25 protein-coding genes are annotated in these 25,158 nt (G+C 60.9%); 13 read left to right on the top strand and 12 right to left on the bottom strand.

What is annotated here, in order from left to right; all coding sequences use genetic code 11:
• Positions 1-9 precede the first annotated feature (9 nt).
• From HH303_RS17380 to HH303_RS17335, 10 genes are all read right to left on the bottom strand, one after another.
• Positions 10-681: a cytochrome C gene (locus HH303_RS17380; RefSeq protein ID WP_169626632.1), complete on the bottom strand. Its 672-nt coding sequence runs from the start codon at positions 679-681 to the stop codon at positions 10-12.
• Between the two features lie 84 nt (positions 682-765).
• On the bottom strand, positions 766-1,866 hold the full coding sequence (locus tag HH303_RS17375; protein WP_169626631.1) for a c-type cytochrome: 1,101 nt from the start codon (positions 1,864-1,866) through the stop codon (positions 766-768).
• Entirely contained in the window at positions 1,850-3,133 is a 1,284-nt protein-coding gene (soxC, locus tag HH303_RS17370) for a sulfite dehydrogenase (RefSeq protein ID WP_169626630.1), read from the bottom strand. The genes HH303_RS17375 and soxC overlap by 17 nt, the downstream gene beginning before the upstream one ends.
• Positions 3,134-3,147: 14 nt before the next feature.
• On the bottom strand, positions 3,148-4,839 hold the full coding sequence (gene soxB / locus HH303_RS17365; RefSeq protein WP_169626629.1) for a thiosulfohydrolase SoxB: 1,692 nt from the start codon (positions 4,837-4,839) through the stop codon (positions 3,148-3,150).
• Positions 4,840-4,991: 152 nt separating this feature from the next.
• Entirely contained in the window at positions 4,992-5,849 is an 858-nt protein-coding gene (gene soxA / locus HH303_RS17360) for a sulfur oxidation c-type cytochrome SoxA (protein WP_319637450.1), read from the bottom strand.
• A gap of 71 nt (positions 5,850-5,920) precedes the next feature.
• Positions 5,921-6,247, bottom strand: a complete 327-nt coding sequence (gene soxZ, locus HH303_RS17355) for a thiosulfate oxidation carrier complex protein SoxZ (protein ID WP_169626628.1) — start codon at positions 6,245-6,247, stop codon at positions 5,921-5,923.
• Positions 6,248-6,267: 20 nt separating this feature from the next.
• On the bottom strand, positions 6,268-6,720 hold the full coding sequence (soxY, locus tag HH303_RS17350) for a thiosulfate oxidation carrier protein SoxY (protein WP_169626627.1): 453 nt from the start codon (positions 6,718-6,720) through the stop codon (positions 6,268-6,270).
• Positions 6,721-6,751: 31 nt separating this feature from the next.
• On the bottom strand, positions 6,752-7,228 hold the full coding sequence (gene soxX / locus HH303_RS17345) for a sulfur oxidation c-type cytochrome SoxX (protein WP_169626626.1): 477 nt from the start codon (positions 7,226-7,228) through the stop codon (positions 6,752-6,754).
• A 252-nt stretch (positions 7,229-7,480) separates the two neighbouring features.
• Positions 7,481-8,068 carry a thioredoxin family protein gene (locus tag HH303_RS17340; protein ID WP_169626625.1) on the bottom strand — a complete coding sequence of 196 codons (588 nt, stop codon included), beginning with the start codon at positions 8,066-8,068 and terminating at the stop codon, positions 7,481-7,483.
• Positions 8,069-8,079: 11 nt separating this feature from the next.
• Positions 8,080-8,814 carry a cytochrome c biogenesis CcdA family protein gene (locus HH303_RS17335; RefSeq protein ID WP_169626624.1) on the bottom strand — a complete coding sequence of 245 codons (735 nt, stop codon included), beginning with the start codon at positions 8,812-8,814 and terminating at the stop codon, positions 8,080-8,082.
• A gap of 131 nt (positions 8,815-8,945) precedes the next feature.
• Between HH303_RS17335 and HH303_RS17330 the strand changes: the two genes are divergently transcribed.
• From HH303_RS17330 to HH303_RS17320, 3 genes are all read left to right on the top strand, one after another.
• Positions 8,946-9,329 (top strand): thioredoxin domain-containing protein, encoded by a 384-nt coding sequence (locus HH303_RS17330; protein ID WP_227421900.1) that lies wholly within the window; start codon positions 8,946-8,948, stop codon positions 9,327-9,329.
• A 46-nt stretch (positions 9,330-9,375) separates the two neighbouring features.
• Complete coding sequence (locus tag HH303_RS17325; RefSeq protein ID WP_227421899.1) at positions 9,376-9,897, top strand: GlcG/HbpS family heme-binding protein; 522 nt, start codon at positions 9,376-9,378, stop codon at positions 9,895-9,897.
• Positions 9,898-10,013: 116 nt separating this feature from the next.
• Positions 10,014-10,361 (top strand): ArsR/SmtB family transcription factor, encoded by a 348-nt coding sequence (locus HH303_RS17320; protein WP_169626623.1) that lies wholly within the window; start codon positions 10,014-10,016, stop codon positions 10,359-10,361.
• Here the strand turns inward: HH303_RS17320 and HH303_RS17315 are convergent.
• On the bottom strand, positions 10,358-11,437 hold the full coding sequence (locus HH303_RS17315; protein ID WP_169626622.1) for a YeeE/YedE family protein: 1,080 nt from the start codon (positions 11,435-11,437) through the stop codon (positions 10,358-10,360). The two genes, HH303_RS17320 and HH303_RS17315, sit on opposite strands and share 4 nt — an antisense overlap.
• 167 nt (positions 11,438-11,604) lie before the next feature.
• Between HH303_RS17315 and HH303_RS17310 the strand changes: the two genes are divergently transcribed.
• Both HH303_RS17310 and HH303_RS17305 read left to right on the top strand, forming a co-directional pair.
• A complete protein-coding gene (locus HH303_RS17310) occupies positions 11,605-12,648 on the top strand; it encodes a YeeE/YedE family protein (RefSeq protein WP_169626621.1) in 1,044 nt (347 codons plus the stop codon).
• Positions 12,649-12,801: 153 nt separating this feature from the next.
• Positions 12,802-13,860, top strand: a complete 1,059-nt coding sequence (locus HH303_RS17305) for a YeeE/YedE family protein (protein ID WP_169626620.1) — start codon at positions 12,802-12,804, stop codon at positions 13,858-13,860.
• 7 nt (positions 13,861-13,867) lie between these two features.
• Here the strand turns inward: HH303_RS17305 and HH303_RS17300 are convergent, their stop codons facing one another.
• Entirely contained in the window at positions 13,868-14,743 is an 876-nt protein-coding gene (locus HH303_RS17300) for a MurR/RpiR family transcriptional regulator (RefSeq protein WP_169626619.1), read from the bottom strand.
• Between the two features lie 251 nt (positions 14,744-14,994).
• On the opposite strand from HH303_RS17300, the gene HH303_RS17295 reads away from it, so the two are divergent.
• The 8 genes from HH303_RS17295 to HH303_RS17260 all read left to right on the top strand — a co-directional run bounded on the left by HH303_RS17295 (position 14,995) and on the right by HH303_RS17260 (position 25,031).
• Positions 14,995-15,807, top strand: coding sequence for an N-formylglutamate amidohydrolase (locus tag HH303_RS17295; protein ID WP_319637449.1), 813 nt, complete (start codon positions 14,995-14,997; stop codon positions 15,805-15,807).
• A 9-nt stretch (positions 15,808-15,816) separates the two neighbouring features.
• Complete coding sequence (locus HH303_RS17290; protein ID WP_169626617.1) at positions 15,817-16,419, top strand: TRAP transporter small permease subunit; 603 nt, start codon at positions 15,817-15,819, stop codon at positions 16,417-16,419.
• Positions 16,419-17,741 carry a TRAP transporter large permease gene (locus tag HH303_RS17285; protein WP_169626616.1) on the top strand — a complete coding sequence of 441 codons (1,323 nt, stop codon included), beginning with the start codon at positions 16,419-16,421 and terminating at the stop codon, positions 17,739-17,741. Before HH303_RS17290 ends, HH303_RS17285 begins: the two co-directional genes overlap by 1 nt.
• Before the next feature lie 82 nt (positions 17,742-17,823).
• Positions 17,824-18,858, top strand: coding sequence for a TRAP transporter substrate-binding protein (locus HH303_RS17280; RefSeq protein WP_169626615.1), 1,035 nt, complete (start codon positions 17,824-17,826; stop codon positions 18,856-18,858).
• Positions 18,859-18,936: 78 nt separating this feature from the next.
• Positions 18,937-20,298, top strand: a complete 1,362-nt coding sequence (locus HH303_RS17275; RefSeq protein WP_169626614.1) for a glutamine synthetase family protein — start codon at positions 18,937-18,939, stop codon at positions 20,296-20,298.
• A 38-nt stretch (positions 20,299-20,336) separates the two neighbouring features.
• Positions 20,337-21,719 carry an aldehyde dehydrogenase family protein gene (locus HH303_RS17270; RefSeq protein WP_169626613.1) on the top strand — a complete coding sequence of 461 codons (1,383 nt, stop codon included), beginning with the start codon at positions 20,337-20,339 and terminating at the stop codon, positions 21,717-21,719.
• Between the two features lie 62 nt (positions 21,720-21,781).
• A complete protein-coding gene (locus HH303_RS17265) occupies positions 21,782-23,692 on the top strand; it encodes a sensor histidine kinase (protein ID WP_169626612.1) in 1,911 nt (636 codons plus the stop codon).
• Positions 23,693-23,702: 10 nt separating this feature from the next.
• Positions 23,703-25,031, top strand: a complete 1,329-nt coding sequence (locus HH303_RS17260; RefSeq protein WP_169626611.1) for a sigma-54-dependent transcriptional regulator — start codon at positions 23,703-23,705, stop codon at positions 25,029-25,031.
• The last annotated feature ends 127 nt before the right edge of the window (positions 25,032-25,158 follow it).

The raw sequence follows: 25,158 nt of genomic DNA, 5'->3' as shown, positions 1-25,158 counted from the left end.
GGAACCGGGTCAATTTGGAGACAGGCTGCCGAAATAGGCGGCCAGCGCGGCCATCTCCTCGTTACCCATGCTCGACGTGATCAGTTTCATGACTTCATTGTCACGTATGTTGCTCTGATACGCGAGCAAGGCGCGAATGAAATAATCGCGAGGTAGTCCGACGATGGACGGAATGCCGTCGGCATGACCGGATGCCTGATGACAGGTCACGCATTCGGTCGACAGATATTCACCATAGGCCGGGTCGCCTTCGGTTTGCAGGACAATCGACGCCATATCCGACGATACAGTGGGGGCGGGGGAGACCGCCGTCACATCGTCCGCCGGTTTCGCGCCGGAATTCTCGCGCAGCCAGTCGATCAGGGCGGCGCGATCTTCCGCATCCACCATCCCACGGAAGGACATCCGGTTGCCGGGGACGAAATCGCGTGGCTTCGACACGTATTCGGACAGGGTTTCGGCGGTCCAGGTCAAACCGTCTTCACCGGCCTTTAGCATAGCCTTGGAATAGGCGAATCCGTCGACCGAGCCCGCCTGCCGCCCGAGGATCCCGTCCAGATGCGGACCGACGCGGTTCTTTGCGCCGGGGCCGATTTCATGGCAGGACCGGCAGGGATCGAACGGCGTTTCGGCGCGACCGTCCAGTCGCGCCGAAACCAGGGTGATCAGGAAGAAAAGCACGAACAGCGCCGCCCTCTCCCCCGATCCAAAGAGGAAACGGGGAGGTGAGTGTCGGGCGGAAAGGCATGCTGCCATGATCCCTCGCTAGTCGACCTGTCCTCCGCCTTCGCCTTCGTCACTGTCGGGCGTCACGTCGAGGACACGGGCGCGCATGGTAATTTTTGCGGGCTCCGCTTTGCAATCCGTCATACAGGGGTCGGCATCCGCCTTCCAATGGGGTTCTTCCTGCCGGTCGTCGGCAATGAAGTTTTCTTCATTGGGCAGGTGGATATCGGTGAAGTTCTCGCTGTTCAGCTCAAACGCCTCATCCGTGACGATGTCGTTGAGATACAGCAGATAGGCCGTGATCGCATAGACTTCGTCATTCGTCAGTGAGCGGGCGTCGCCGAAGGGCATGGCACGCCGGACATAGTCGTAGACCGTGGACAGATAGGGCCAGTAGGACCCGATGGTCTTTTCCGGGCGCTCATCGGTCAGCGTATCCTGACCACCCGCCAGGACCGGCCAACGGTCGCGGCCTTCGCCGAAATCGCCGTGACAGGTCGCGCAGCGTTCGGTGAAAACGACCTCGCCTTCCGCAACGGTGCCTTTACCGGCGGGTAAGCCCATGCCATCGGGGCGGATGTCGATATCCCAGGCGGCGATTTCCTCGGGCAGGGCGACCCGGCCCAGGCCCATCGGACCGGTGCTGGGTTCGTAATCGGCATTTTGCAGGGCCGGGGTTGGGGCGGTTTGCTCCGCAGTTTCTTCTGCCGTCGGGGTCGATTCCGGTTCCGCCGTGTCCATATCCGCACCGGCACTGAAGCTCGCCAGATAGGCAAGGACGTTTTCGATGTCCGCTTCCTTCTTAAGACCGGCGAAGGCCATCTTGGTCTTCGGGATCATATCCTTCGGCTTATGCAGGTAGGTCGCGAGCGTATCGGCGCCCCAGACAAGGCCGCCTGCGCCCGCTTCCTTCATCGCCGGGGAGTATTTGAAATCGTCCAGCGATCCGGCGACACGACCGAAGACATCGTTCAGTTCGGGACCGACCCGGTGTTTTGCGCCATCGCCGACCATGTGGCAGGCCATGCATTTCTTGAACACCTTTTCCCCGGCATCGATATCGCCGGAAGCCAGGACCGACCCCCCGGAGAAGGCGATTGCCGCGGTGGCCAGCAGAACGGATTTAGGAAATTTCAACATTTTCGGTCACTCCGTCGGCACGGACATACCAGGTCTGAATGCCGTTGTTGTGGTAGATCGAATTCTCACCGCGCGCGGCGCGCAGGGCGTCCTTGGTTGGCTGGACATTGCCCAATTCGTCGATGGCGCGGGATTGCAGGAACAGTTCCGAACCGTCCCAATCGAATTCGTAGTAGAACCGGTGCAGGGATTTCGACAGGCTGGGCCCGTCGATCCGCGCCTTATGCCAGTTTCGTCCGCCGTCCAGGGTTACGTCGACGTCCTTAATCGTGCCGTTGCCGGACCAGGCGAGGCCTGTGACGACGGTGCGGCCCTTACCGTGGGTGATCGGGGCTTGCGGGCTTGGGCTGGTGATGACGGATTTCACATCCATGACCCAGGTGAAGCGCCGCGCCTTCCCATTGGCGAGGAGGTCGGTGTATTTCGACGTCTCTTCGCGCTGGTGCCACGGCTTGTCGCCCACTTCCAGGCGACGGAGCCATTTCACCCACATATTGCCTTCCCAACCGGGCACGACGAGGCGGACCGGGTACCCTTGTTCAGGGCGAAGTGCCTCACCATTCATCTTAAAGGCGACGAGGCAGTCATCGAGAACCTTTTCCATCGGGATGGACCGGGTCATGGCGGCGGCATCCGCCCCTTCGGCCAGCAGCCACTTGCCGTCGGTCTTCACGCCCGCTTCTTCCAGCAGGGCGCGCAGCGGCACACCGGTATAGACGACATTGTGGACCATGCCATGGGTGAACTGACAGCCATTCAGCTGTGCGCCGCGCCATTCCATGCCGGAATTTGCCGCGCATTCCAGGAAGTACGCGTGGTTCTGACGCGGGAAACGCATCAGATCCTGCATCGTGAAGACCAGCGGCTGTTCGACGAGGCCGTGGATCATCAGGCGATGTTGCATCGGATCGACCTCTGCGACGCCCCCGTGATGGCGTTCGAAGCACACACCGTTCGGCGTGATGATGCCGTCCAGCGCATGCAGCGGCGTGAAGTTGATCGACGAGGTCGTATCCGCCGTCAGCCACGCGACATTGCGGCGAACGACATCCGCCTCGAATTCCGACGGCATACCATAGGGCGCGGCATCGACGCCGTCGCCGAGATACCGGTTCCAATCCTGGATATCGGTGATTGCCGGATCGCCGGCTGCTATTGACTTGCCGGCGGTCAGACCGGCCATCAGGGCGGCGCCGCCGCCTGCCAAGCCACCCCGGAGAAGGGCGCGGCGGGAAGGGTTCTTCACCCCTTGGTCCCGTTCAGACATGATGCTTTCTCCACTCACATTTTCACTTTGACCGACGACGTGTCCTCCACGGACACGACCGGGTTTTCTTTCAGGTGATTTTCAACGACATCCCAGACGGGCGGGCCTTCCGTGCCTTCGTTGACCGAGGCCCAGCCGGACACGATGTAATCGCGGTCCGCCTGGATCGGTTCCCCGGTCGACAGCAGGGTCATGTCGGAAATGCGCGAGCCCATGGCCGCAGTCGGATCGATCGAATAACCCATGCCGCCGACGCGGACCATGTCGCCGCCTTGCTGGTAATAGGGGTCGGGGTTGAACAGGTTGTCGCCGACATCTTCCAGGATGTCCTTCAACATCTGGCCGGACATGCTGCTGCGATAGGCCGCCGGATAGGTCATGGCCGTGGCGTTGTGCACGTCCTCGAAGGTGATCGCCTGTCCCGGCAGCACGGAGGTACCCCAACGGAAGCCCGGCGACAGGGCGATTTCCGCGTCGCGCTGGGACAGCAGCGCCTGACAGATCAGGTCGTCGAAGGTGCCGTTGAAGTTGCCGCGCCGGTACAGCAGCGTTTCCGTCCGCCCCAATTCGCGGGCAAGGTCGGCGGCGAACGGTTCCCGCAATTGGGTGACCAGCGCCGTCATATCCGCGTCCGGTTCGATGACGTCGGAAAAAACGGGGATCAAATTGTAGGAATAGCCGTGCACCGCGCCGTCGCGGACATCGAGGTCGAGCCGCGAGACGAATTTTCCGTTGGAGCCGGAGGCGACGATCAGCGTTTGGCCGACCTGAATGACGTCGGGTAGCGCGTCATGGGTATGGCCGGACAGGATGACATCCAGACCGGTCACCCGGCTGGCCAGCTTCCGATCCACGTCGAAACCGTTATGGGACAGCAGCACGACAAGTTCCGCCCCCTCGGCGCGGGCCTTGTCGATATTCGCCTGCACATCCTCTTCCCGAATGCCGAAGGACCAGTTGGGGATCATGTAGCGCGGGTTGGCGATCGGCGTGTAGGGGAAGGCCTGACCGATCACGGCGACTTGGGCGCCGCCGCGTTCGAACATCTCGTAGGCCTTGAACGCGGGTTCGTCCCATTCGGCGTCGTAAACGTTGCCGCACAGGAAGGGGAAGGGCAGGGAGTCGACCAATTCGGTGACGCGGTCCGTGCCGTAGGTGAATTCCCAATGCGCGGTCATCGCATCGACGCCCAGCGCGTTCATGACCTCGACCATGTCCTGGCCTTGCGTTTGCTGCGCGGTGTAGCTTCCCTGCCAGGTATCGCCGCCGTCCAGGAACAGCGTGTTGTCCGGTCGATCGGCGCGGATACGCTTTACGATCCGCGCGATGCGGTCGACGCCGCCCATGCGGCCATAGGTCTTCGCGAGGCTGACGAAATCCTCGGATGTCAGGGCATAGGCTTCCGGCGTCCCGGCCTCGATGCCGAAGCGCTGGAGGAAGTCCTTGCCGGTCAGATGCGGGGGCAGTCCCGCGACTTCGCCGACGCCCAGATTGATCGACGGTTCGCGGAAATAGAGCGGCATCAACTGCGCGTGCAGATCGGTCAGGTGCAGCAGCGTGACGTTGCCGTATCCCTGCATCCCCAGCAGGTCGTCTTCCGTCAGCGCCTGTTGTGCCGCCGCGCGGCTCCAGCTCCCTGTCAGGCCGGGCCCGGCCAGTCCGGCCACTGCCGCCGAAGCCACCAAGAAATCGCGCCGTGAAATCATCGCTCTACCCTCGAATTTTGGTCAAACCGAACCTGTTGCGGAAAGCGTATCCGCAAAACGCCACCATGCTTGTTTAATCTAAGGACGTGGCTCTTAAGAGAGCCTGGGGAACGGTTTCACGCGCGTTGGGAAACCGTTCCCCGTCCCGGCTGTTACTGACGGACCGCCGGGGTTTCGACCGACAGACCGGTACCGCGCCAGGTCACGTAGACTTCCAGCGCCATCAACTCATCCGAAAATGCTTTCGGGAATTCCGCCCGCGTATCCCGGATGCAGCCGCGGAAGCGGTTATGCAGGGACACCAGCGCGGATTGCTTCAGGCGATAGGTCGGGAACCCGTTGACCTGACCCTGGCTGAGGTGATCCGCGCGGATCATGTTGCCCATCGAGTCCTCGTGGCAGTTGGAGCACGAGAGGTTCAACTGGCCCGTACGGGTGTAATAGGTGTCTTTGCCGCGATCCCACCAGGACTGCATATCGCCCTGACTGAGGTCGACCGACATCGGTTCGCCCAGAGACTGATTTTTGATCAGGGCGGTCATCGCCTTCTGATCCTTGGCGTCGAACTTGTAGGGTTCAGCGCCCATCTGTTCGGTGCGGCATTTGTCGATTTGCAGCTCGATGTTGATCGGGCGGTTGGCATCCTTATCCCATTTCGGATAATGCGCGCCGACACCCTTCATCGATTCTGAAACGTCGCCATGGCATGTCTCGCAGGACTTGCCGGCGGTCCCTTCGGGTGTCGACCAGATTTCCGCGGCCCGTTCGACTTCCAGCATACCGGGGTTTTGGAAGCTGTCTGCCTCCACCGCACGGGTTTCCGCCTCACGGAACAGCCAGCCCGACAGAACCTCGTCGAACGGATGGCCTTCCGGCGCGGGCGCCCGCGTGATCATCGGCTGACCGTCGATTTCCAGCGTATCGTCGACCGGATCGGCGTGTGCCAGACCGGCGAAACAGCCAAGAGCGATACCGCCGGCGAGGCTGATTATCGTTAGTCTTGTCTTCACAGCGTGTCCTCCTCCACTCCTTAAATTTTTATGCCCGCCGGCTTACCGGTGCGGCAGCCGGCGGATTGGTTTTATTTGACCTCGATATCCTGCTCGTGGGTGATGACGGTGCCGTCATCGTCGACCCAGCTAAATTTGAACGTGCCGCTTTCCGGAACGCGCGCATTGAATTCGAAATACGGGTTCGCGGAAATTGCCGGTTCCATGTTGCAGGAAAATACCGCCTGACCGTTGAATTCGCAGGTAAAGGTATTGAGGATCTTGCGCGGAATGGCGTTGCCGTCCTTATCCTTCCGCTGACCCGATTCCATGTCGTGGCTGATCAGCGTCTTGATCGTGATGATTTCGTCTTTCGCCGCCGACTTCGGCAGCTTCACGCGGGGTTTGGGTGTAGACATTTTTTCTCTCCTGCCGTCCGTCAGCCGCCGCAGCCGCCGATGGTGACCTTAATTTGCTTCTGATCCATGAACACCGATCCGTCGTTCATCTTCGCGACGGCGACGACGTTCTGGGTTTTGGCCAGACGCATGCGGGTCGTGGCGGCGGCCGTGCCGCTCATCGGGGTGAAGTTGAAGGTGGCGACGCCCGGAGACGGGTTGCCGTCGGCCAGCAGAATGACGGACTCGACATAGGAATCGGCGGTCATCGGGCTGTCGACCGTAACGCCGATCGGAACGGTGTTGCCGTTTTCCGCGATCTCCGGCGCGTCCAGGGTGATCTTGCCCGCTTCGGGCGTTTTGCCGCCGGTGAATTCCATTATGTGCTTCTGCGTGTCCTCTTCGGACGCAAAGGCCGGCATGCCGAAGGGAAGGGCGGTCGCGACGACTGCGCCTGCACCGGCAACCAGGGCCTGACGACGGGTAAGCGTCATAAGATGTCTCCTCACTTAAAAGGCTTCGGGTTTATTCGTCTTTGAGCGTCACCAGGAAGGCGACGATGTTTTCGACATCCTGCGCCGACAGGATCGTCTTGCCGTGGAACTTTTCCGCCACGTTCTTGCCGACATGCAGCGAATAGAAACCGGGCATCCGGGAATCCGGCCCGAAGACCTGTTTCGCATCGACGACGATGGCGCGCAGCTGCGCCTCGGTCCAGCGCGATCCCGCGCCGTCCAGGTCCGGACCGACATTGCCGTGGAACAGCTCTGATTCCATGGCCGTCGTCGTATGGCAGGCCAAACAGTTGCCGAGCTTACGGTTCTTGAAGGCATCCGCCCCCGCTGCCGGATCGCCCGGCATACCGGTCAGCGACTCGCTGACCTGCATCTCGTTGAATGCCACGTCGTTCGGGGCCGTATCCGCCGCATTGGCGGTACCTGCAAAGGTCACTGCGGCAAGGGCCATGGCGCCGGATAGAAAAAATGCGCTGCCGGTCTTCATCGGACTGTCTCCTCCTCCTCGTTCCTTCCTGTTGCGGCCGTTCCTAGTGTTTGGAAACGATCCGATCAGGTCGTCATTCTTCGTTCTTACGGTGTCTCGTATCGAATTGCTCGCACTTTGTCGCGCGTGTTCCGAAATCCCCGCAATTTTGTCGAGCCTATTCCTGAATCTCTCGGGGAACAAGGTTTATATATCAAACATTGAATGTTTTGTTCCCAAAGCGATCGATCAAGCCGGTTCACGACGGTTTCGTTACTCCGCATCCAGACGTCCGGACGCCCGCAATTCTTCGATCACGCGGGCATGATACTTCTGGAAATGCTCGTCGGTTTCGTAACCCTTGTCGTGAACCCAGCGGAACATGTTCAGGAAGGTCCACTTGCCGAAGGCGCCGGGCATGGTGGACACGGCGGCCTGTACGACGGTGCCGTCTTCAGGGGCGGTTTCCGGCATGAACAGGATCGTCGGCGTGAACAGAACGCCCCATTTGCGGGCGGCGGTCTTTTCCGTCAAAACCTCGCCATCCAGATCGGTCACTTCCTCGTCGCCGAACATGTTGTATTGAACGATCTTGTAGTTCGCCTTGATGTAGTCGCGGACTTCCGGATCGGTCAGTAATTCCTCATGCATCTTCTTGCAGTAGATGCAGCCGCGCTGTTCGAAGACGAGGGCGAGGCGTTTTCCTTCCTCACGCGCTGAATCGATGTCTTCGCGGATGTCCTTGAAGGTCAACGAAAACCAGTCTTCCTTGTGCAGGCCGTCCTCACCGACTTCCGCCAGAGCCGGAACGGCGAATATCGAAAGCCAGCAGGCGAGTACGATTTTCAGAGCATGTTTCATAGGGACCTCCGTTAGCCGATTTCGGAAAATATCGGAAAGGTTTCGAGCAACCAGAAAGAAATCTCCTTCATCTGCCCGGTCATAAATAGAATTCCGGTCAGGACCAGCAATGCGCCCATAACCATTTCGACCTTGTGCATATGCCGTTTGAAGCGCGCGGCCCAGCCCAGGAAGCGGCTGGCAAAGGCGGCGGCGAGGATGAAGGGGACGCCGATCCCGATGGAATAGACAGCCAGCAGTCCCGCACCGCGCCAGACGGTATCGCTGGACCCGGCAACGAACAGGATCGCGGCCAGGACCGGACCGACACAGGGCGTCCAACCGAAGGCGAAGGCCAGCCCCATGACGAAGGCGCCGATCATGCCCGGCGGCTTGCGGTCGACCTGCACCCGTGCTTCGCGATATAGCAGCGAAATCCTGAAAATACCCAGGAAATGCAGGCCCATAATCAGGATGACGACGCCGGCGATGATCGACAGGATATCGAAATACTGCGCGATGGTCTGGCCGATGATACTGGCCCCGGCGCCGAGCGAGACGAAGACCACGGTGAACCCGCCGACGAAGGCCATGGCGATCGGCACGAGACGGCGTGCGGCAGACGTCGTACCGTCCTCGTCGCGCAATTCTTCGAAGCTGATCCCCGCCAGATAGGCGAGATAGGGCGGCACAATGGGCAGCACGCAGGGTGATACGAATGAAAGCAATCCGGCCAGCAATGCGGCCCCGTACCCGACATCTAGCATTCAACGTTTCCTTTCGGCCCGGTCGTTCTATATCCGCGTTTTATATCCGCCTTGCGGGGCGTCGGGCTTCCCTTGATACAGTTGCAAATATATGCAAAAATTTAAATATGTTTCAATCTGAAAGCGTCGTCATGAACCGAAAAATCCATCTGTGGGCGATCGTGTCAGGCGCCATGGCGGCTATGTGCTTTCTATTGCTTCAGGGCGTTGCGTCCAGCGGAAGTGCTGCGGAAATGATCTATGTCCAACGCGACGGCTGTCCATGGTGCAAGGTGGTCGACACAACTGTCGTGCCGATCTGGAACAAGACGGAAGAAGGGCGGCGCGCCCCGCTGCGCCGGGTCGATTCCGATGCCGCCTGGCCTGAGGACCTGAAGGATATAACGCCGGAACGGCTGACCCCGACCTTCATTCTGGTGGAAGATGGCGAAGAGATCGCGCGGCTGCGCGGCTATCCGGGGGAGCATTTCATCTGGCCGATGATAACGGAAATGGTCGGGAAACTTCCCCAATAAGACGTTATAAAGAAGCCCGAAATCAAAATTCGAAAGGGAGGACATCATGCGGATCAGGAACACACTAGCGGGCATGGTCGCCGGTACACTGATGGGTGCCGGGATTACCTTCGGCGGCGGCGTCGCCTCGGCGCAGGATGCCGTTTACGAAGTGAAGGTGATGACGCCGGAAATGGCGCTGTCCCTGGCGCAGGCGACGTTGGAGGCCTGCCGGGCGAAGGGGTATCAGGTTGCCGTTGCGGTCGTCGACCGCTTCGGCATTCCCCAGGTTCTGCTGCGGGATCGGATCGCCGGGGCACATACACCGGACACGGCGACGCGAAAGGCCTGGACGGCGGTCAGCTTCCGTACGGATACGCAGGACCTGACCGGGACGACGGGGCCGGACAGCGACGGGTACGGTTTGCGGCAGATTACGAATGCGCTGGTTCTCGGCGGCGGTATCGTGGTTGAGGCACAGGGCAGCGTGCTGGGCGGCATCGGGGTTTCCGGGGCGCCGGGCGGGGCCATGGACCATGAATGCGCCAAGGAGGGCCTGGAGTCTCTGGCGATGGAATTGGAGTTCTAAAAGAAACGGTGGCCTTCGGACCGGGATTGTCATAAACGCGTCGCGTTGCCTAGACGAATCCCGGTTTGAATGCTACGCATTATCAATCTTACGAGTTTTATAGGACAATCTGATCGATGGCGGAACTTGCCACGGAGCCGCAGGATAATGATCCTTTGGTCATGGACGAATCCATCGAAGGCGCGGCGGAGGCGGCGGCTTTTCTGAAGGCGCTGGCACATCCGGCCCGGCTGAAGATTCTGTGCTGGCTGGCCGATGGGGAGCGTAGCGTCGGTGAGTTGGAACGCCTGCTGTCGGAACGGCAAGCGGCCGTTTCCCAGCAATTGAGCCGCCTGCGCGAAGACAATCTGGTCACCACGCGGCGCGAGGGGAAACAGATTTTCTACAGCCTGTCCGGCAGCGACGCGGAAGAGATCATCCGCATCCTTTATGACCGGTTCTGCCGGGATAAGGCGAAGCCCTAACCGGTTCGGCTTCCCAGGAAGGGGAGCCCGATACGGCCTTCCACCAGATAAACCAGACCCAACCGCGCCCCGAACACCATGGCGGCGATCGCGATCGGGGCCGACAGCGCGAAACAGGATGCGGCCGACAAGGCCTGTCCGACGGAGCAGCCCAGCGCAAGGATCCCGCCGACGCCCATGAAGGCGCCGCCGATCATGTGTCTGCGCAATTCCCGGACATCGTCGCAGGCTTCCCAGTGGAAGCGGTGCTGGATCAGGGTGGTGACCAAGGCGCCGACAACCACGCCGACGACCGTGCCGATCCCGAAATCGGCGGCGGAACTCATATAGGTCATGAAATACACCAGCGTGCGCCCGGATGGTGCGACGAAAGTGTAGGATTGGAAGGCGACTGGATCGAAGCTGTAGTCGCGCAAGATGGATGTCACGGTCCAGCCGAGCGCGATAACGATACCGACGGTTAGGCCGGAGACCAGATGTTTCGCCGATCTGCGAAACGACGCATCCTTGAAGCTCCAATAATACAGGGCCCCGACGGTGATCAGGATGCTGGCCGGGACGATGTTGTGGCCCGTCAACGCGCTGAGCAGCAGACCGATATGCTGACCGCCGATTTCGTTGAGCGGCAGCGCGAAGGATTCGAGCCAAATGCGGATCGGCGCAAAAATGCCGGACAGCGTGGCATAGGCGCAGACACCGATGACCATGAAGACGACCATGGCCTTCAGATCGCCGCCGCCGACCCTGGCAAGGACGCCATAAGCACAGGTTCCGGTCAGCGCCATACCGATGCCGAACAAGGTGCCGCCCACGGCGATGCCGATCAGGCTGAGCGGGGAGGTGATGTAAAAGCTGTCCCGTAGGTCGATCAGCCCGTTCCACCATAACAGATGGACCAGCAGAACCGCGGTGCCGATGGCGACCGCCCAGGAGCGTAAGCGCCTGTTGTCGCCGCCATAAAGCGAATCCTCGATCGCGCCCAAGGTACAGAACCGGCCCCACCGGGCGGCGACGCCCAATGCAAACCCACCGAGAAACCCGCATAGGATCGCGAGCGTCGTGGCCGAAAGCTCCATGGCTTTCCTCTCCTTGTCGAAGCCGGTCGTTTGATTGCCGGTTTTCTGTGTCAAACCGTCGCATCTAAAAATTAGAATGTAAAGTCCGGCGCATTCTGCGATTCTTTCGAAATCCGCTGGGCCAAAGGGAAAAGGCACGACATCGAAATTCGGCGGTAGGGGGCGAGATGGAAAGCTTGCTGGCATCCAATGAGGTGTCCGATCTGACGAAAGCCGGCTTGGGCGGTATCGTCGTCGGGGTGCTATTCGGATATTGCGCGGTGCGCAGCCGGTTCTGCCTGCGCAGTGCCTGTATCGAATTTTGGCGCCTGCAGCCGGGTCGGCAATTCGCCGTCTGGCTGCTGACCTTCGGGGCGGCGCTGTTTCTGACGCAGCTTTTGTTCCGGTCCGGTCACTTGTCCGCGACGGAGGTTCGCCAGCTTTCCACCGCCGGCACCTTGTCCGGCGCGGTTATTGGCGGGGTGATGTTCGGGATCGGTATGATCCTGGCGCGCGGCTGCGCCAGTCGCCTGCTTGTATTGAGCGGGACCGGTAATATGCGGGCGCTGGTCGCCGGGCTGATCGTCACCGTTGTGGCGCAGGCCAGTCTGACCGGCATTCTGTCGCCCCTGCGTCTATGGCTGTCCGGTCTGTCCGTTCTGTCACCGTCGGAACGCGACCTGACCATGATCTTTTCGCCGAATGCAGGGGTGATCGCCGGGGCGGCGATTGTGGCCGTCGCGCTTGTCATCTCCCGGCGGCAAAAAATCGGGGGCGTCATGGCGCTTACCGGCATTTTGGTAGGAGGCAGCGTGGCGCTGGGCTGGGCCTTCACGGCGGCGCTGGCGCGGGTGTCTTTCGACCCGGTCCCGGTCGGCAGCGTCAGTTTCACCGGCCCGTCCGCCGACACGCTGATGGCCTTGATCGCCACGCCGTCGATTGTTCCCAGCTTCAGCATCGGCCTCGTCCCCGGCGTGTTCGTGGGGGCGTGGATCGCCGCCGTGACGACCGGTGAGTTCCGCATTCAGGCATTCGATCGGGAAACCGGGATGGTGCGCTATCTGATTGGCGCGCCGCTGATGGGGTTCGGCGGTATGCTGGCCGGCGGCTGTGCCGTCGGGGCCGGGGTTACCGGCGGGGCCGTTCTCTCTCTGACGGCCTGGATCGCGCTGTTCGCCATGTGGATTGGGGCGGGTATCGCCATTTTCCTGTTCGACCGTCAATCGGCCTGATTTCACACGGTTTTGCGGCAAGAATGCGTTCACAAGAAAAAATAACGCAAATTAAGTGGAAATATTCTTGAAAGACGATATCTCTTTGTGGATTTTATCGCGCCCCGGAGGTCGGCGGGTGCGACAGGCGGTCTGCAAGGAGATATCAGCGCCATGGAAGCTTTCTTGACGTCGAACGACATCAGCGATTTCGCGAAAAGCGGGATCATCGGGCTGGGCATTGGCGCGATCTTCGGCTTCGTCGCCGCCTATAGCCGCTTCTGCCTGCGCAGTGCGTGTATCGAACTTTGGCAGTTCCGACCGGGCCAACGGACGGTCGTCTGGCTTCTCGCATTCGCCGCCGCCCTCGCGGGAAGCCAGTATCTGTTCGTCACCGACGAACTGTCGGCGCAGGAACTGACGCAACTCTCCAATCCGGCATCTCTGTCCGGCGCGGTGATCGGCGGGGTCATTTTCGGGATCGGCATGACGCTGGCGCGGGGCTGCGTCAGCCGCATGGTGATCCTTGGCGCGACCGGCAATGTCCGGGCGATTGTGACCGGCATGATCTTCGCCGCGGTGGCGACGGCCAGTTTTACGGGGCTTTTAGCGCCCCTGCGTCAGTGGATTTGGGAATTGTGGGTCGTTCCGCCGTCGTCGCTGCATCTGGCGCTGTTCGGTCCTGACGGGATGGGCCTTGGCATCGGTCTGGCGGTGCTGGTTCTGGCGGTCTTGTTCGCGTTCAAAATTCGTGCGCCGATCCTGACAAGCCTGGCGGCGCTGGTGGCCGGTGGGGCCATCGCCTATGCCTGGCATATCAATGCGGGCCTGTCGCGGTTCGCGTTTGAACCGATGCCGATCAATTCGATCAGCTTCACGCGCCCGTCAATCGACATGCTGACCATGGGGCTGACGCAGACCGGTATCGAACCGGGTTTTACCATTGCCCTGGTTCCGGGCGTTTTCCTGGGCGCGGTGGTCGCGGCGCTGTTGCAGCGCGAATTCAAGGTGAAGGTCTTCGACGCTGAGAGCGGCACCCTGCGCTATATCTTCGGGGCCGTGCTGATGGGATTGGGCGGCGTGCTGGCGGGCGGGTGTTCCGTCGGGGCCGGGGTTGCGCTGACCTCCATCCTGTCGCTGACGGGCTTCGCCGCGCTGGTGTCCATGATCGTGGGGTCGGGCATCGTCGTCCTGTTGGAAGGACGCGTGGAATGGTCGAAACGCGCGGGTTGACGCGGGATTAAAGAAATTTCCGGAACAGCTTGGTGTGATCGAACAGGTCTTCCAGTGTTTTCATCCGGGCCTTCGTTTCTTCCCAGCAATCCGCCTGGACGGCGGCGATCAAGCTTTCCACTAGCGTCATCGGTACGACCGACGAATCCCAGGCCGACGGCACCTCGATCCGCAGGTTGAAGGTGACCGTCGAATGCTTGGATGCCGGTGATCCCCACTGATCGGTGATCAGCACGACGGACACGCCGCGCGACTGTGCGACTTCCGCCAGCCGGACGATATTGTGTTCGTACCGGCGGATATCGAAGACGACCAGAACGTCGCCTTCCTGCATATTCAAAAGATAATGCGGCCAGGAATTGCTGTTCGACGCGACCAGTGTAACGTCGGGCCGGATGACCTGCATATGCGTGAAGAAGTAGTCCGCCAGAGACCGCGTGATGCGACCGCCGACAATGTGCAGCGCATGCCGCCGGTCCGACAGCAACGATACGGTCCGGTCGAAAGCCTCGATATCGATCTGTTTCAGCGAATTGCGCAGGTTGTCCAACACCGATTCGGTGAAGCGGTAGAGGATATGGGTCGTATCCGCATCGCTGGCCCAATGGTCGTGTTTGGTGATCGGGTCGGAGATCGCGGCTTCCAACTCTCGGCGCAGGGCGGCCTGTAAATCCGGGAACCCTGAAAAGCCCAGCTTCCGGGCCATGCGCGCGACGGTAGGGGCGGAAACGCCCGCTTCCTCCGCCACCGTCGTGATCGATCCCATGCTGGAGACGGGGTAGTTTTCCAACATCCGGTTGGCGAGCTGTCGTTCGGCGCGGGTCAGGGATTCGAATAGGGCGCGGATTCGCTGTGAAACGGTTTCGAATTCTATATCCGGCATTTTCTTGTATCCCCCCGAAGGCCTCCACCAATCGCGCCTTTTCAAAAGTGTAACGCGTCGATGGCGTGTTTGAAATTATATTTTCGGAATTGTTCTTGACGAAAAAAATCACCATGAAATGATGGATTCAAGGTGATCGCGCCACGTGGATGGTGCGACGCAACAACAGGGTGCGAAACCGTTTGTACGGTTGCCGAGGCGGGGAGCCCCAGGGAAATCCCTGGGAAGCCAAGGGTCAAAAGGGGAGCAGGGTGTTGGGGGTATACCAGCACGATCTTATCGATACGAGCCTGGTTTGGTGTGCCAATCGCACCGGACGATCCGATATCGTCCTGGTCTGCGAGCATGCGTCCAACTTCATCCCGCCGGAATTTCAGGGCTTGGGCCTATCGAATGCCGCGCGGTTGAGCCATGCGGCCTGGGACCCCGGCGCGCGGGCGGTCGCTGTCGGTCTGTCGACGGCACTGGACGCCGTTTTGGTGACGCCGCGCGTTTCCCGCCTCGTCTACGATTGCAATCGCCCGCCGGATGCGGCCTCCGCCATGCCGGAACGCAGCGAGATTTACGATATCCCCGGCAATTATGCGTTGGATGCGGCTGCGCGGCAGCGGCGCGTTTCCGGCGTGTACGACCCGTTCCGCGCGGCGGTGCGTGATGCGTTGGAGACACGGCGTCAGGCCGGCCGGTTGCCGGTGCTGGTAACCATCCACTCCTTCACGCCGGTCTATCACGGAACGGCGCGGGAAACGGAGATCGGCATTCTGCATGACGACGACTCGCGTCTGGCCGATGCGATCCTGGCGCGGGACGGGGGGATGTTGGGACCGTTCCGCCTGTCCCGGAACGATCCTTATGGGCCGGAAGACGGTGTTACCCATACATTGCAGTCCCTGGGCATGGCGCTGGGCTGTGTCAATGTGATGATCGAGATCCGCAACGACCTGATCGACAGCGCCGCCGGGCAACAGATCGTAACGGACCTTTTGCAGGACCGTCTTTCGGCGGCGCTGCAGGATTTGGCGTTGACCGAGTTGGTGAACGACGTCGACGGACGGAACGGTTAAGGAGGAGGTATGGCAGGGTTCATGCGGCGCTATATCGTGGCGATCGAACACGTCAATCGCGTGATCGGCCGGTTCGCGATGTATCTCGTCTTCATCCTGATGGGCGTGTTGTTGTGGTCGTCGATTTCCAAGACGTTATTCGACCCGACCCTGTGGACGCTGGAAACCGCGCAATTCGTGATGGTCGCCTACTATGTTCTGGGCGGGCCATATTCGATCCAACTCGGCTCCAACGTTCGGATGGACCTGTTCTATGGCGGTTGGTCGCCCAAGGTGAAGGCTTGGGTCGATTCCTTCTCCGTCATCTGCCTGCTTTTTTATCTTGGGGTCCTGTTGCAGGGGGCCCTGACGTCCATGGCCTATTCGCTGGGATATTTCGGGACGGAACCCTATGCGTTCTATGCCGACCTGATCGGGGCGTTCCTGACCGGCGGGCCGGATGCCGCAATGGAAGTCATGGGATATCTGGAACGCAGTTCCACGGCGTGGCGGCCCTTCATGTGGCCGGTGAAGCTGATCCTAGTTGCCGGGGTGTTTTTGATGCTGCTGCAAGTGCTGGCCGAGCTCTTTAAGGATATCGAGCGAATCCGCGATGGGGAGGAAACCGCGTGATGTCCTACGAGTGGATCGCAATTTTAATGTTCTCCTCGATGATGCTGATGCTCATGACCGGGCAGCGCGTCTTCGGGGCCATCGGTTTCGTCGGCTGCGCCGCGGGTTTATTGCTGTGGGGCGTTGGCGGGGTCGATATTCCGTTTTCCGCGGCGATGAAGTTGATGAAGTGGTATCCGCTGCTGACCCTGCCGATGTTCATCTTCATGGGCTATGTCCTGTCGGAAAGCCGGATCGCCGACGATCTGTATAAGATGTTCCATGTCTGGATGGGGCCGGTGCGCGGCGGTCTGGCCATCGGGACGATCGGTCTGATGGTGCTGATTTCCGCGATGAACGGATTGTCGGTTGCGGGGATGGCCATCGGTGCGACCATCGCGCTGCCGGAATTGCTGCGCCGGGGCTATGACAAGATCATGGTAACGGGTGTCATTCAGGCGGGATCGTCGCTGGGCATCCTGGTGCCGCCCTCCGTCGTGTTGGTGCTCTATGCCATGATCGCGCGGCAACCGGTGGGACAACTGTGGCTGGCGGGCGTCATTCCGGGTCTGATGATGGCCGGGCTGTTCATCCTGTATATTTATGTCCGGTGCCGGTTCCAGCCGGAACTGGGGCCAGTCCTGCCGAAGGAAGAACGCCAAATTCCGATGTCGGAAAAGCTGCGCCTGCTGCGCGCGGGCATGCTGCCGATCGGCATTTTCGCATCCATGATGATCCCCTTCGTCAACGGCTGGACCTCGCTGGTCGAAAGTTCCGCAATTGGGGCCATCGTCGCCTTCCTGGCCGCCGTTCTGAAGGGGCGCATGACGAAGAAGGTGTTCGAGAACACGGTGCGCAACACGCTGGGCATTTCCTGCATGTTCATGTGGATCATCCTGGCGGCGCTGGGCTTCGGCGCGATCTTCGACGGGCTAGGCGCGGTGAAGGCGATCGAAAATCTTTTTACCGAACAATTGGGCCTCAGCCCCTGGATGATCCTGATCCTGATGCAGCTCAGCTTCATCGTCATGGGCACTTTCCTGGATGACACCGCGATGCTGGTCATCGTCGCGCCGCTCTACGTGCCCCTGGTCGGCGCCATGGGGTTCGACCTGATCTGGTACGGCGTTCTGTACACGATCACGACGCAGATCGCCTATATGACGCCGCCTTTCGGCTACAACCTGTTCCTGATGCGCGCCATGGCGCCGCCCGAAATCGGGCTTCGGGACATATACCGATCGATCGTGCCGTTCGTCGCCGTGATGGCGCTGGCGCTGGCGATCGTCATGATTTTCCCGCAGATCGCGCTCTGGCTGCCGGACACGGTCTACGGGAAATGACCCGAGTGACAGAGAATAAAAGAGCCCTGGGAGGGGGCCGCGTTATCGTTACAATAACCTGAGAAACAGAGGAGGTTCGGTTATGACTTCAAGACGTACATTCCTGAAAGGTGCGGCAATGGCGGCACCGGCGGCTGCGCTGGCGACGCCGGCAATCGCACAGTCCACCATCAAATGGCGCATGCAGACCTACGCCGGTCCGGCCCTTGCCGAGCATGTCGTGAAACCCGCTATCGACATGTTCAACAAGATCGCGGGCGACCGCATGCAGATCGAGCTGTTCTTCGCCGATCAGCTGGTCCCGACGGGCGAATTGTTCCGGGCCATGCAGCGCGGCACGATCGACGCGGTGCAGTCGGATGACGACAGCATGGCCTCGCCGACGGAAGTCACCGTCTTCGGCGGCTACTTCCCGTTCGCGTCGCGCTATTCGCTGGACGTGCCGGTCCTGTTTAACCAGTACGGCCTGAATGAAATCTGGGACGAGGAGTATTCCAAGGTCGGTGTGAAGCACATTTCCGCCGGGTCCTGGGATCCGTGCCATTTCGCGACGAAGGACCCGATCAACTCCCTGAAGGATCTGGAAGGCAAGCGCGTCTTCACTTTCCCGACGGCGGGCCGTTTCATGGCGCAGTTCGGCGTCGTGCCGGTCACGCTGCCCTGGGAAGATATCGAAGTCGCCGTGCAGACCGGCGAACTCGACGGGATCGCCTGGTCGGGCATCACCGAAGATTACACGGTCGGTTGGGCGGACGTAACCAACTACTTCCTGACCAACAATATCTCCGGCGCCTGGGCGGGATCGTTCTTCGCCAATATGGATCGTTGGAACGAGCTGCCGGAAGACCTGCAGACCCTGTTCCGCGTCTGCTGCGATCAGTCGCACTATTACCGTCAGTGGTGGTATTGGGGCGGTGAAGCCAGCCTGCGCGTCAACGGCACGAAAATGAAGCTGACGTCGATTCCGGATGCGGAATGGGCCACGGTCGAAGAAGCAGCGCTTGTCTTCTGGGACGAAATCGCGGCTGAATCCCCGACGAAGGCGAAGGTCGTCGAGATCTTCAAAAAATACAATGCCGACATGCAAAAGGCGGGACGTCCGTACCGCTACACCTAAGGGCGACGGTTCCGGTGCGCTTCGGTGCGCCGGAACCCTTCCCCAATACATCACCATTTTCCGGAGCGGAGTTTTTAAATGCCGGTGGTTCTGAGTTTCGAGACGCTGAAATCGCAAGTTGCCGACGGCACGGTGGACACTGTCCTGGCCTGCATCGTCGATATGCAAGGGCGTCTCCTGGGCAAGCGTTTCCACGCGGCGCATTTCGTGAACAGCGCCTGGGAAGAAACGCATTGCTGCAACTATCTTCTCGCCACCGATCTTGAAATGTCGACGCCGGAAGGCTTCGAAGCCACCAGTTGGGAACGCGGTTACGGCGATTACATCATGAAGCCGGACCTGACGACCCTGCGGCCCGTGCCGTGGCTCGAAGGCACCGTTTTGGTTCTGTGCGACGTGCTGGACCATCATACGCATGAACCCGTGCCGCATTCGCCGCGCGAAATCCTGAAACGTCAGGTCGCGCGCCTGGAGGCCATGGGGCTGACGCCGATGATGGCGACCGAACTGGAATTCTTCCTGTTCGAGAAGAGCCTGAGCGAACTGCAGAAATCCGGGTATCGTCCTCTGGAGCCGATCAGCGGCTATAATGAGGATTACCATATCCTGCAGACCACGAAGGAAGAACATGTTCTGCGCCCGTTGCGCAATCATCTCTATGCCGCCGGTATTCCCGTGGAAAACACCAAGGGAGAAGCCGAAGCCGGCCAGGAAGAATTGAATATCAAATACGGCCCCGCGCTGCTGACCGCCGACTACCATACGATCGCGAAACACGCGACGAAGGAAATCGCTTGGCAGCAAGGCCATTCGGCCAGCTTCATCGCCAAATGGCACCAACGGAAGGTCGGGTCTTCCACCCATGTGCATCAGTCGCTGTGGCGCGACGGACAGCCCGCCTTCTACGATGCGGACGATAAGCTGGGCATGTCCGACTTGATGAAGAATTACATGGCGGGGTTGATCGCCTATGCGCCGGACATAACGTATTTCCTGGCGCCCTATATCAATAGCTACAAGCGGTTCCAGAAGGGCTCCTTCGCGCCGACCCGCATGGTCTGGTCGGTGGACAATCGCACGGCGGGGTTCCGGCTCTGCGGCGACGGTACCAAGGCGGTTCGCGTCGAATGCCGTATCGGCGGGTCCGATCTGAACCCCTATCTTGCCATGGCGGCGCAGATCGCAGCCGGTATCAAGGGGATCGAGGACAAGATGCCGTTGGCTCCGCCGCTCAGCGGCGATGCCTATTCCGGCGAGTCAGGCCAAATCCCGCGCAGTCTGCATGTCGCCCGGGAGAAGCTGTTGGACTCGAAGATGCTGCGGGACGCGATGGGCGACGCCGTCGTGACCCACTATGCCCGCGCGGCGGAATGGGAAATCGAGGATTTCGAAGGCGTGGTGACCGATTACGAGATCGCCCGCGGATTTGAACGGGCCTGACGCCCAAAAGCCTGAGGCCCAAAAGAAAGATGGATCGAATGAGTAACGTGCTTCGTTGTATCTCCCCGATCGACGGATCGGTTTTCGCTGAACGCCCCGTCCTGACGAATGCCGAGGCGGATGCCGTCGTCGCGCGCGCCCAGGCGGCGCAGGCCGACTGGGCCGCGCGTCCGCTGACGGAGCGGATCGACTTGGTCATGAAGGGGGTCGCGCGTCTGGGCGAAATGAATGACGAGATTGTGCCGGAACTGGCGCATATGATGGGCCGCCCGGTCCGTTTTGGCGGGGAATTCGGCGGCGTTAAAGAACGCGCCTCCTATATGGCCGGGATCGCGGAAGAAGCGCTGGCCCCGCTGGTGATCGAAAGCAGCGAGGCCTTCGACCGGCGGATCAAGCGGGTGCCGCAAGGCGTGGTCTTGGTCATCGCGCCCTGGAACTATCCCTATATGACGGCGATCAATACCGTCGCCCCGGCCCTGATTGCCGGGAACACGGTGGTCCTGAAACATGCCAGTCAAACGCTGTTGGTCGGCGAACGCATGGTCCGCGCCTTTGTCGAGGCCGGTGTGCCGGAAGACGTGTTCCAGAACGTGTTCCTGGATCACGACACGACCAGCGCGCTGATCGGGGCCGGGCATTTCGGTTTCGTCAACTTCACCGGGTCCGTCGGGGGCGGTCGCGCCATCGAACGGGCGGCGGCGGGGACCTTTACGGCGGTCGGCCTGGAACTGGGCGGTAAAGACCCCGGTTACGTCATGGAAGACGCGGATCTTGGCAAGGCCGTCGATACGCTGATGGACGGCGCGATGTACAATGCGGGTCAGTGCTGCTGTGGCATTGAGCGCATCTATGTCGTCGAAAGCCTGTACGAGGATTTCGTCGACAAGGCGATTGTCTTCGCGGAGGCCTATAAGTTGGGCAACCCGCTGGACGAGGCGACGACATTGGGCCCGATGGCGAACAAACGGTTTGCGGCGGAAGTCCGCGCCCAGACCAGCGAGGCCGTGGCGGCGGGGGCTCGTGCCCTGATCGACCCGTCGCGGTTCCCGGAAGATGACGGCGGTACCTATCTGATGCCGCAAATCCTGGTCGATGTGACGCACGACATGCGGGTGATGCGCGATGAAAGCTTCGGCCCCGTCGTCGGTATCATGAAGGTGAAGGATGACGAGGAAGCGATCCGCCTGATGAACGATTGCGATTTCGGCCTGACCGCGTCGCTGTGGACGGCGGATATCGACCGGGCCGACGCCATCGGCGACCGGATCGAAACCGGCACGGTCTTCATGAACCGCGCGGATTATCTGGACCCGGCGCTTTGCTGGACCGGCTGCAAGGATACCGGACGCGGCGGCGCGCTGTCGGTGATCGGCTTCCACAATTTGACCCGCCCGAAATCCTATCACTTCCGGAAGGGATGATAGACAGGCCGTCAGGTTTATCGCGGATTTCGTTTTCGGAAGACCTGATTTACTGTCCTTCCATGATCCGCGATGCCCTGGCCCGGTTGGCCGAAAAACGACTGACGAGATGGACGGCCCTAGCTTTGGTTGGGGCGTTGGCCGGTGTGCTGTCCGTCGCGGCATTGTGGGCGGCCTATGTTTCCATTCGCGATTGGCAGTTTCGCGACCTCGACGAACAGGCGCGGCGGAACCTCGATCTTTATGCGGTGGAACTCGGCCTGACCCTGGCGCAGTTCGAGGCCGTGCCCGACCTGATCGCCAAGCATCCCGCCATCGTCTCCTTCATGTCCGGATCGAAGGACGACCCTGTGGAGGTCGAACGCCTGAATCGCCTGTTGGAGACGATGAATGCGGAAGTCGGGTCGTCCGACGTCTATGTCATGGATCGCACCGGCATGACCTTCATCGCCAGCAACTGGCGGTCGGCGGCGCCCTTTGTCGGCAAAAGCTTCGAATATCGGCCCTATTTCAGGCAGGCGCTGGCCGGGGGACGGGGGCGCTTCTTCGGACTCGGCACCACATCCGGCGTGAGGGGCCATTTCTTTTCCGCGCCGGTTCGTGACGGTCTGGGCCGGATTATCGGCGTCGTTGCGGTGAAGGTGCCCAGCGGCCCGCTGGAAGACCTGTGGAATGCGCCGGGGACGCTGATCGTGACGGATGAACTGGGCATCGTTTTCCTGTCCAGTGACCCGGCCTGGGTCTATGGCGCGTTGAGCGAGGTGACGGAAAGCGGCATGGCGCAACTGATCGCCACGCGGCGCTATGACCTGGAAAAAGTCCGGCCGCTGCCCATTCGCATTCAGGCCCAATTGCCTCTAGGCGCATTGGTGGAACCGGAGGAGGGCAGCCCCGCGCTGTTGGACGGCGAACATTTGATGGTCTCGCGCAAGGTGCCGGTCATGGCGGCGACGGGGACGGTTCTGGTCCCGACGGCGGATGCCCGCTTCCGCAGCCTGATGCTCACCCTATTGACCGGCTTCGCGGTGGCGAGCCTGTGGCTGGTGGCGCTGGCCTTGGTGCAGTATCAGCAGAACCTGTCCCAGCGGCGGCGGTTCGAGGCGGAACGCGCCAAACATTTGGAAGAATGGGCCGGGGAACTGGAAGCCCGCGTTGTCGAGCGCACCCGCGAATTACGGCAGGCCAACGACGCCTTGTCCGTGGAGATCGGCGAACGCGAAAGCATGGCGGACCGCCTGCGCGCGATGCAGGGGGACTTGATTCAGTCGGAAAAGCTGGCGGCCTTGGGCAAGATATCCGCCGGGATCAATCACGAATTGAACCAGCCCATCGGTGCGGTTCTCGCCTATGCCGACAATGCGCGGAAATTTCTGGAGCGCGGTATGAACGACCGGGCGGAGGAAAACCTGAAGGAAATCGCGGAATTGTGCGACCGAATGGGTCGCATCGTGCGTGATCTGAAGGTTTACAGCCGCCAGGAACCAGTGACGGTCGAGGTTCTGGGCCTGCGCAAACCGTTGGGCAGCGCGCTGCGTATTCTACGGCATCGTATATCGGATTTGGGGGTTGAGGTGACCGGGCTGGAGACCGTGCCGGATATTCAGGTCCTGGGCGCGGAAACCGGACTGACGCAGGTTCTGACCAATCTGGTCAGCAATGCCGCTGACGCGATGGCGGAAAACGACGGGCCGCGTCGTCTGACCGTGTCGGTCGATTGGCCCGATCTGTCGACGATCACCGTCATCCTGGCGGATACCGGCCCCGGCATTCCCGAAGAATCGCAGGAACGCCTGTTCGATCCTTTCTTCTCCACCAAGAAAGGAGAAAAAGGAATGGGCCTCGGCCTCGCCATTTCTCGGAATGTGATGCGCAGTTTCGGTGGCGATTTGAGCGCCCGCAACCGTCCGGACGGCGGCGCGGCCTTTTATATCTCGTTGAAGCGGGCGGTACCGATGTCCGCCGTGGCGGAGTAGGGGCGGGCGGATGGCGACGGTATTGCTGATCGAAGACGACCCGGCCCTGCGCAAGGCCTGTGCTCAGGCATTGGAATTGGACGGGATCGCGGTCGATCCCCTGGGCGATGCGGAAAGTGCGGTGAAGCGCGTCTCTGCGAGTTTCGAAGGTGTCGTCGTCACGGATGTCAGGCTGCCGGGAATGTCCGGCCTGGACCTGCTGCGCGCGCTGAGGGAAATCGATCCGGAAATTCCGGTTATCCCGATGACGGGGCACGGCGATATCGCCATGGCGGTGGAGGCGATGCGCGACGGCGCCTACGATTTCATCGAAAAGCCGTTCCCGCCGGAACGCATGGTGGAAGCCGTGCGCCGCGCCTTGGAAAAGCGGCGGCTGGTGATCGAAAACCGTAAGTTCCGGGCACGTTTGGAACGCGCCGACGGGATGGAGGCAATGCTGATCGGCGTCGATCCGGCGACCGAAGCGCTGCGTCGGCATCTAAGCGCGGTCGCGGCCAGCGATGCCGATGTGCTGATCCTGGGGGAGACCGGGACAGGTAAGGAAGTCGCTGCGCGGTGCCTGCACCGGTTCGGGCCGCGTGCCGAAAAGCCTTTCGTCGCAATCAATTGCGGCGCGTTGCCGGAAACCGTGGTGGAAAGCGAGTTCTTTGGACATGCACGGGGCGCTTTCACAGGCGCCGCACAACGCCGTATCGGTAAGTTCGAGGCGGCGAATGGCGGCACCGTCTTCCTGGATGAAATCGAAAGCATGCCGCCGGACATGCAGGTGAAGCTGCTGCGTGTCTTGCAGGAACGGGTGATTGAGCCACTGGGCGAAAACCGGCAGGTGCCGATTGATATTCGTGTCATCGCCGCGACCAAACGCGACCTGAAGGACGCGGTTAAGGACGGCAGCTTTCGTGAAGACCTGTTGTATCGGCTGGACGTCGTGTCCGTCAGCCTGCCGCCCTTGCGGTCCCGACGGGACGATATCCCGGTCCTGTTCGACCATTTCGCCGCCCAATCCGCGGCCCGGCGGAATGTTGCGCCGCCCATGCGCGATTCCGCGCTGACCGCGCGTCTGATGGCGGAAGACTGGCCGGGCAATGTTCGGGAGCTGAGGAACCGGGCCGAACGGTATGCTCTGGGCCTCGATTTGCCGGGGCCGATAGGGGAGGCGCCGGGGCACAGCCTGCCGGACCGTGTTGCCGCCTTTGAGAAGGATCAGATCCTACGCAGCCTGCGCCAATTCAACGGATCGGTGAAGGCGTGCCACGAAGCGCTCGGCATCGGTCGGAAGACGCTATACGAAAAATTCCAGCGCTATGGCATTCAGCCGTCGGAATTCCGCGACGACTAACCGACGGGCGCGCCGGTTTGTGCGGGTTCCCGCACGGCCGACCGGCTTTTGTGCGGGAATCCACACAAGTATCCCGCGCGGTTCTGTGGTATCATTCAAAGACAACATTGAAAAATAAGAAGAATTC

This window comes from Pacificispira spongiicola, from assembly GCF_012926505.1.
Classification (GTDB): domain Bacteria; phylum Pseudomonadota; class Alphaproteobacteria; order UBA8366; family Aestuariispiraceae; genus Pacificispira; species Pacificispira spongiicola.
The sequence above is the reverse complement of the archived record's forward strand: the minus strand, read 5'-3'. Positions and strand labels throughout refer to the sequence as shown.